The organism is Streptomyces sp. NPDC005774 (assembly GCF_042871645.1).
GTDB lineage: Bacteria > Actinomycetota > Actinomycetes > Streptomycetales > Streptomycetaceae > Streptomyces > Streptomyces pratens.
Genome location: NZ_JBIAIV010000136.1, coordinates 1 through 1,735 on the forward strand (window position 1 = coordinate 1; position 1,735 = coordinate 1,735).

At 70.8% G+C, this 1,735-nt stretch carries 2 protein-coding genes; one reads left to right on the plus strand and one right to left on the minus strand.

What is annotated here, in order from left to right; translation table 11 throughout:
* Nucleotides 1–154: 154 nt before the first annotated feature.
* A complete protein-coding gene (locus ACFYQA_RS39455) occupies nucleotides 155–655 on the plus strand; it encodes a hypothetical protein (protein ID WP_388928664.1) in 501 nt (166 codons plus the stop codon).
* On the opposite strand, the gene ACFYQA_RS39460 is transcribed toward ACFYQA_RS39455, so the two are convergent.
* A complete protein-coding gene (locus tag ACFYQA_RS39460) occupies nucleotides 627–1,505 on the minus strand; it encodes an IS5 family transposase (protein WP_388928666.1) in 879 nt (292 codons plus the stop codon). The genes ACFYQA_RS39455 and ACFYQA_RS39460 overlap by 29 nt on opposite strands.
* Between the last annotated feature and the right edge of the window lie 230 nt (nucleotides 1,506–1,735).

The window sequence follows — 1,735 nt, forward strand, 5'->3', positions numbered from 1 at the left end:
GTGCCCCCGGCAGGATTCGAACCTGCGACACCCGCTTTAGAAGCGATTCCTAAAGCGGACGTAGCTTCAAGTTTTCCCAGTTCAGGCATGGTTGCTGCGTCGTAAAGGCATGCTCGGGCCGTCGTGTTCAAGTCCCGGTGTGCGGAGGTGGCCGATGCCGTCGGCGATGGGGTTGCTGGAAGAACGCGAGCGGGTGGCGCTCGCGCGGGCCGAGGAGCTGAGGGCGGAGCTGGAGCGGCTTCAGGTCGCGGTGGCGGAAGCGGAGAAGGCCGCACGGCGGGCGGTGATCGCGCGTGAGGAGCTGGTGGACGCGTTGTCCGGTGGGCCGGCGCAGGTCACGGAGGCGGCCGCCGGGGAGGCGGTGGTGGTCGGTGGCGGTGCGGGCCGGAAGGCCGAGGTGCCGGTGTGGGCAGAGGGCCTGGAGCGGTCTGTCCTGCCGGAGGACTATGCCCGGATCGTGTCCCTGGTCGAGCGCGACGGTGCCGGGGGCGGCGGTGGTGTGCGGGCGAGGGGGCTGCGGGACGGTCTGGGCTGGCAGGCCACGGATGCGCGGGAGCAGGCGGCCCGGTTCCGGGCGAAGAGGCTGGTGGAGCGGGGGTGGCTCGTCGAGGCGGGGCCGGGGTTGTTCAGGCCGAGGCCGGGTCGGTCCGCTTGAGACGGCGGGGTGCCGGGATGCCGCCGCGGGCGAGGCGGCGGGTGGCGGGGATGGTGGCCGCCCACCAGGTCATGGCCTCGGCACTGTCGGTGCGCGTTTCGTAGTCGCGGGCGAGGCGGCGGGCCCGGATCAGCCAGGCGAACGTCCGCTCCACCACCCAGCGGCGCGGCAGGACGGTGAAGCCGGTGATGTCGTCGGGGCGTTTGACGATGGTCAGCGCGAGGGCGAGGACGCCGGCGGCGAAGGTGACGAGCCAGCCGGTATAGCCGCCGTCGGCCCAGACCAGACGGAGTGCGTGGTGCCGCTCGCGCAGGGCCCGCAGCAGGTCGGCACCGGCGTCGCGGTCGCTGACCGAGGCGGCGGTCACGATCACGGTCAGGAGCAGGCCGAGGGTGTCGGTGGCGATGTGCCGCTTGCGCCCGTTGATCTTCTTTCCGGCGTCGTAACCGCGTGAGCGGGCCGGCACCGTGGCGTCGCCTTTCACGGACTGCGAGTCGATGATCGCGGCCGTCGGCTCGGTGTCCTTGCCGGCCAGTTCGCGCAGGCGGGCACGGAGCCGTCCGTAGAGTTCCTTGATCAGGTCGTTGTCGCGCCAGCGGCGGAAGAAGCGGTAGACGGCTCGCCACTTCGGGAAGTCGCGCGGCAGGCTTGCCCAGCGCACCCCCTCGGCGACCAGGTAGCGCACGGCATCGATCACCTGACGGTGGCAGTAGCTTTCCGGGCGTCCGCCCCGTCCGTTGAGCCAGGCCGGGACGGGGAGCAGGGGCCGGATCACGGCCCACTCCGCATCCGTCAGGTCGGAGTCATAGCCCGGTTCGCGATCCGGGTTGTCCGCGGCGTTGCCGTACAGATGGGCGAGGCAGTCACACGGTGAGGTGCCGGAGCTGGACGGGACGGACACGGGCAGGACAGAGTGGGACACGAGGGCCTCCTGTTGCTCGGTTGACTCGACATCACCGAGATGTTCAGGAGGCCCTTCTCCTATGCGCCGACGACCACGTGTTCATCTGAACGAGCACCGCACGGACTCAGGTTCGAGCCGCAGCCGTGCCGCCCGGATTGGGAATCGCTTCTTAGGAG

Bases quoted from the DNA above. Each gene is read 5' to 3' on its own strand.
- ACFYQA_RS39455 (WP_388928664.1), top strand. From the start codon at position 155: ATGCCGTCGGCGATGGGGTTGCTGGAAGAACGCGAGCGGGTGGCGCTC.